This is a genomic window from Frankia sp. CoWAU3 (assembly GCF_977971855.1).
The window spans coordinates 35,236-41,632 of record NZ_CDWWXB010000007.1 but is presented as its reverse complement, the minus strand read 5'-3'; the positions used below and the strand labels follow the sequence as shown (position 1 = coordinate 41,632).

Genomic DNA, 6,397 nt, shown 5'->3' with positions numbered 1-6,397 from the left:
CTCCCCGGCCCCGGCCTTATCCCCGGCCGCAGCCCCGTCCCGGACGGACGCCGCGGCAGCGCTCCAGGACGCCGGGACGGGAGCGGGTGTGCCAGTGACGAGCTGGACAACACACAGGTCGGCGACCTCCGAGACGATCAACGCGGCCAGGGAGCGCAGGGCGGCGGGAGGCTCCACGGCCGCGGCCACGATCCCGGTAGCTCGCCCCAGCAGCTGAAGGCGTCGATCGGCGAGTGCCAGGGCGGCCTGCGCCTCGCGCGTCGCAGCCAGGGTCCGATGACCGCGCGCGGCGTCGGCGGCGAGCTGTTCGTAGCCGGTGGCCCGTTCCAGGGCCTGCGCGCAGGCGTCGGCGATCGCGATGAGGGACGCCTGATCAGCGGCGGTGAACTCCCGCGCCTGGCGGAACCCGAAGGTCACCACGCCGAAGGGGGCGCCGCCCCCGACGGCCAGCGGCAGCATCGCCCAGGCATGCTCACCCGCCGCGGCGGCGACGTCGGCGACCTCCGGCACCGGCCAGCGGGCGAGCAGCTCGTCGCGGTCGACGAGAAACAGCGCACGACCGCCCCGCATGACCTCCGCCACCGGATGTACCGCCCCCAGCGCCACCTCCGACCAGCTGGCGAGGCCGTCGGCGGGACCCGGCGGGGCGTGGAAGAGCAGCCGGTCGTGCGCCTCGTCCACGAGCGCGACGCCCCGGCCGGCGGCCCCGGCCATCCGCCCCCCGACGTCGAGGACGGTGGCGACGACGTCGTCCACGGTCAGGGTCCGGGCGAGCGCCACGGCCAACGTCGCGGTCTGTTCGGCCCGTTCCGTCGCGATCCGGGCCCGCTGGTCGGCCGTGGCCCGGTCGGCCTCGGCAGCGCGTACCTCGGTGAGGTCGCGGATCACCCCGAGCCACTCGCCGGGCCGGCTGTTCGGCCGACCGGCCGCCGGCATGGGAACGATGCGGGCCTCGACCACCCGTATGGCGGTGCGGTCGCCTCCGCCACCGGAGATCCGGAACTCGGCCTCGAAGGTCTCACCGTGCTCGATCGCCCCGTGCCAGGCGCGCCCGACCCGCTCCCGGTCGTCGGGATGGACCACGCCGAGCCAGCCGAACCCGGCCAGCTCCGCCGGATGCCGCCCGGTGAAGGCCCGCAGGCGGGGCAGATCGGCATCGAGTGCCCCGTCGCCTTCGGCGTGGAACACGTCCACCGCGGCGGCGTCCACGAGGCCGAGGTAACGTGCGTCGGCCCGCGCCCGCTCCCCCTCGACCGCCCGCGTCCCGCTGGCGTCGATCGCGATGAACGCCACGCCCACCAGCCCGACCTGAGGGTCGTTCACCGGATACCAGCTGGCGAGCCACGTCTGCGGCGGCCCGGAACCATCGGTGGCGACCATGACCTCCAGGTCCACCACCGGCTCGCCGGTGCGCAGCACCCGTGCCAGCAGAGCGTCGAGTTCCTGGCCGGTGTCGCCGAGGAGCTCGGAGACGGTACGGCCGAGGTGCTCGTGGACCGGCCGGCGGTCGAACCGGGCGAGTGTGTCGTTGACCCGCAGGAACCGCCCGGCCCGGTCGAGCAGGGCGAGACCGACCGGGGCCCACGCGAACAGCGCGTCCAGCATCACGAATGTGGCCGCGGGGTCGGTTCCCGGGGCGTGTCCGGGCGGGGGGAAAGCGGACCGGACACGCCCCGGCAGCCCCGCCGGATCGGACCGGCGCATCCCTGGCGCCTCCGGCGCGCGGCGCGGCTCGGTGCCGTCGATGACGTCCCGCATGACCGGCTCGGCGGTCACGGCCGAAGCGGCCGGCCGGGCGACCATGGGCCAGCCCTCGGGTAGCTCGGGGTCGGCTCCCCGGTCCTGACGGGGGCCGGTCTCCGGGCCGGGAGCGTGCTTCGGGCCGGGATGCGCGCGTGGGGCGGGGTTGGTGTGTGGGCCAGCCGACGGCCCCCCTTGGGATCGGGTGACCGGATTCGGTCCCGGGGAGACATCCCCCTGGCCGGACGGAACAACGCCCGATGACGGGGAGGCGGATCCCGGGGGGCTCATGGAGAAGCGCGTACCCGCGGGACCCGCGTCCACCGACCCCAGATCCACCGACCCCAGATCCACCGACCCGAGGTCCCCCGGCAGCGCCTCCGACAGCCCGACGTTCGCCGGCCGGTACATCGGCACGAGAGACGCCTGCCCAGGCATCCCCTCTACGGGGGTACCAGGCGTCCCGGCAACTCCCGCAGAATCAGGGGAGAGCATCGGGAATGCGCCGGAAGCGGGCCAGACGGGCGGCTGCGCGGAGTGCGGCGACGTCATGGGAAACGATTGTGGACGGCGTGCGCATGTTGTGCTGAACCACCCCGGATAGTCGCCCCGTCCGGAGTCGGGCGGTTCGGTGTCCAGAACCGCCGGGGTCCGACGTCCGCGCGGGGCGCCGGCGGTCCAGCAACGATCTCCACGGACAGCACGGTCACCCGCCCGGTCGACACGATCACTGGATCCAACGTGAGATGAACCACCTCCGGCACGTCGTCGGCGAGCCGGGCGATCCTGAGGAGCAGGTCCTCCAGCGCGGCGATGTCGACCGGCGTCGAGCCGAGGTATCCCAGCAGCAGCGGCGCCGCCCGCACCGAGCGCACGAGGCGCGCCGCGTCAACGTCGGTGAGGGGAAGGATGTGATGTGCGCGGTCCTCCAGCAGCTCGGTCGCGGGGCCCGAGAGGCCGAACGAGACCAGGGGACCGTACCGGGGATGCTCCTCGGAACCGACAACCACCGACACGCCGACCGGGGCCATCCGCTGGACGACAATCGGCACCTCCGCCCCGAGCTGGGAGCGCAGCGACGCCCATGCCGCCCGCACGGCTGCCGCGTCAGGCAGGTCGAGACGCTGACCGCGCAGGTCCGGACGATGCCGGTAGGGCCGCGACCGCGCCTTGAGCGCCGCCGGATAGCCGCGCTGGCCCGCCGCCTCGACGGCCCGGCGCGGGGACGTCGCCAGGATGGCCGGCTCCACCGTGACGCCGTAGCAGTCCAGCAGGGCGGCAGCCCGATCCTCCGGAAGGCGACCGGTGAGTCCGGCGACGAGCGAACGCGCCTCGTCTGCTCGCACCGTCGTCGTCGGCACGGTGCCGATCGGGCGCGCCCACCACTGGGCGTAGCCCACCACCCGGCGCAGCGCGGCGACGGCAGCCTCCGGCGACGAATAGGCCGGGATGCCAGCGAGCTCGCCGGGCATCTCGACCCCCTGCACTACGGCGAGAACCGGGATCTCGATGGTCGCGGCAGCCGCGACGGCGTCCACCGCGATCGGCCCGGCCGGGGAGGGCGGCAGCCGGACCAGCGTGGCGATCAGCGCATCCGCCCGGTCCGCGGCGGAGGTCAACGCCCGGGTGAGGTCCCCGGGGGAGCTGCCAACCGGGAGGAGCACCTCCTCGACCCTGAGCCCGGCCGCGTCGGCGGCGCGGGCCGTCAGCCGGACCAGGGCACGGGAGTCGCCGACGACGGCGACCCGACCGCCCGCGGGCAGCGGCTGCGTGGTGAGCAGCAGCGCGACGTCGAACGCCTGGGAGACCTGGTCGACGCCGATCACCCCGGCCTGCCGCAGAAGCGCGTCGTCAAGGGCCGAACGGCCGGAGTACACGACGATCACCGGTTTACGCCGACCCACCCGTCGGGCCAGCCGGGCGAACTTGCGGGGGTTACCGAAGGTCTCCAGATGCATGATCACCGCGTCGGTCTCGGGGTCCTCCTCCCAGTACTGGAGCAGGTCATTGCCGCTCACGTCGGCCCGGTCCCCAGCGGAGACGAAGACCGACAGACCGACCCCGCGCGCGGCCGCCGCCGCCAGGATGGCCCCGCCGAACGGACCCGACTGGGAGTAGCAGCCGATGCGGCCGGCCCGGGGCATCCGGGGCACCATCGAGGCGTTCAACCCCGCCGCCGGATTCTGGATGCCCATGCTCGCCGGGCCGACCACCCGCATGCCATCCGCCCGGGCCTCGGCCACCAGGGCCGCGTCCGCGGCGGCGTCACGCTGGTCGGTGAGGACGACCAGCCCCCAGACTCCCGCCCGCCCGCAGGCGGCGACGACGTCGGGCACCTGCGCGGGCGGCACGCACACCACGGCCAGGTCGACCGGACGCGGCACGTCCTCGATGCCGGCGTAGGCCTGGATCGACGCCACCGCGCCGCCGGCCGCGGCCGCCGCCGGGTTCACCGGGTAGACGGGGCCGTCGAAACCGCCGGCGAGCAGGTGACGCAGGACCGCGTTGCCCACGGACGCGGCAGACCGCCCCGCACCGATGACGGCGATCGCGCGCGGATGCAGCAGCCGACCGATCGAGGCGGCCTCGGCATGGTGCTCCCGGGCCCGCATCACCCCGACCGACCTCTGGGTGGGGGTGATCTCGAAGGACAGCCGGACCGCGCCCGAGTCCCAGGTCCTCGAGACCGTGTAACCGGCATCGAGGAAGACCCGGATCATCTGCTGGTTCTCCCCGAGCACGTCGGCGTCGAAGCGGCGGATCCCACGGTCCCAGGCCGCGGCGGCAAGATGCTCCAGCAGCACCGAACCCAGTCCTCGTCCCTGCTGGGCGTCCTCCACCAGGAAGGCGACCTCCGCCTCGGTCGGCCGTGCGGCGGTGCTCTCCCAGCGGGAGACCGCGACCAGGTCGTCGCCGATCATCGCGACGATGGCGCCGCGCAGCCGCTGGTCCACCGTCGTCATCCGGTGGATGTCGGCGTCGCTCAGGGCACGGCGCACGGCGAAGAACCGGAAGTAGATCGACTGGGTCGACAGCCGGGTCCAGAAGGTCCGCAACAGCGGGCCGTCCGTCGGCAGGATCGGGCGGATGTGGGCGGTGCCGCCGTCGCTGAGGATGACGTCGGCCTCCCACTCGGCCGGATAGACGACCGGAGGCTCGGTGCTCACGCGGCGCTCACCCGGTTCTCACGCAGTGCTCAGCTCGCACGCAGTGCTCAGCGGTCGACGGTGGGGTCGAGGCCGTGCAACGGCAGCACCTGACGCCGGGTCGCCGCCACCGTCCGGTCCAACGGATCGTCGGGGTCTCCCTCTCCCGCGTCCCAGGGACGATACCGGACACTCACCCCGTCCCCGAGCGTCCGGGGCATGGCGGCGGCTCCGACGGGCTTCTGCCCGGTCGCCGCCCGCACCCGTCCCGGCGCCGCGGAGCGCCAGTCCTCCGGCAGAGCGCGGCCGGCATCCAGGGGCACGTGGCCGGCGATCGCCAGCAGCTGCGTCCAGGCCCGCGGCACGACCGTGTCCAGCGCGTACCCGCCACCGCCGCAGGCCAGCCAGCGTCCGTCGCAGACCTCGTGGGCCAGCGCGTGCAGCAGGTCGTAGGAGGCCCGTTGGCCGTCCACCGACAGCGCCAGATCGGCCAGCGGGTCGAAGGCGTGCGTGTCGCAGCCGTGCTGGGTCACCAGCACCTGCGGCCGGAAGGACCGCAGGAGCACCGGCACCACCCCGGAGAAGGCGCGCAGCCAGCCGGCATCGCCGGTGGCGGGGGGCAACGCCACGTTCACCGCGGTGCCCTCCGCGGCGGGAGCACCCACCTCGGTCGGGAATCCGGTGCCCGGGAAGAGGGTGCTCCCCGTCTGGTGCAGGGAGATGGTGAGCACCCGCGGATCGTCGTAGAACGCCGTCTGCACGCCGTCGCCGTGATGCACGTCCACGTCGACGTACGCCACTCTGGTGGCTCCGGCGGAGAGCAACCAGGCGATCGCGATCGCCGGGTCGTTGTAGATGCAGAATCCGCTCGCCATTCCCGGCATCGCGTGATGCAGCCCGCCGGCGATCGACACGGCGTGCCGCGGCGGCCCGCTCCACACCGCCCGTGCCGCCTCGATCGTGCCACCGGCGATGAGTGCGGCGGCCTCGTGCATCTGTTCGAAGATCGGGTTGTCGGCCGTGCCCAGGCCGAACAGGGCCGCGAACCTGGCCTGCGCCGGGTCGGGCGCGGCGCGGACCGCGCTCAGGTAGACCGGATCGTGGATCAGGCCGATGAGGTCGTCGGAGGCGAGGGTCGGCCTGGAGATCCGGATGCCCGGCGCGTCGAGAACACCGAGACTCATGGCGAGGTCCATGGTGAGCTCGAGCCGCACGGGATGCAGCGGATGCGCCGGCCCGAAGTCGTAGCCGGCCATGACCGGATCCCAGGCCACGACCGTCGGCTCGGCCTGCGGCTCGACCGGCGGACGGCCGTCGGTCCGCAGCTCGGAATCGCCCGGGACACCCATCTGTCGACCGTAGCCCGATCACGCTCCCAGAGGTAGCGGTGGTGTCGATGACGAAAACCCGGGGCCATCGATGAGGCACGTAGATCTGCCCGGAATGGCCTAGGGTCAGTGCCCGTGGCAGCAGACCGAGTGACACCGGACCATGCGGCGATGGAAGACGGG

The 6,397-nt window shown here is 73.8% G+C and carries 3 protein-coding genes; all 3 read right to left on the bottom strand.

What is annotated here, in order from left to right:
- Positions 1 to 2,151: PAS domain-containing protein (locus AC08ON_RS01905; protein ID WP_476616346.1), on the bottom strand; the 2,151-nt coding region annotated here is incomplete at its 3' end.
- A 137-nt stretch (positions 2,152 to 2,288) separates the two neighbouring features.
- Positions 2,289 to 4,907, bottom strand: a complete 2,619-nt coding sequence (locus AC08ON_RS01900) for a bifunctional acetate--CoA ligase family protein/GNAT family N-acetyltransferase (protein WP_476616345.1) — start codon at positions 4,905 to 4,907, stop codon at positions 2,289 to 2,291.
- 47 nt (positions 4,908 to 4,954) lie between these two features.
- Positions 4,955 to 6,235: an acetoin utilization protein AcuC gene (locus AC08ON_RS01895; RefSeq protein ID WP_476606175.1), complete on the bottom strand. Its 1,281-nt coding sequence runs from the start codon at positions 6,233 to 6,235 to the stop codon at positions 4,955 to 4,957.
- Positions 6,236 to 6,397: the final 162 nt, after the last annotated feature.

Excerpts from the sequence above, each read along its gene's own strand:
- AC08ON_RS01895 (WP_476606175.1), bottom strand. The coding sequence starts at position 6,235 with ATGGGTGTCCCGGGCGATTCCGAGCTGCGGACCGACGGCCGTCCGCCG.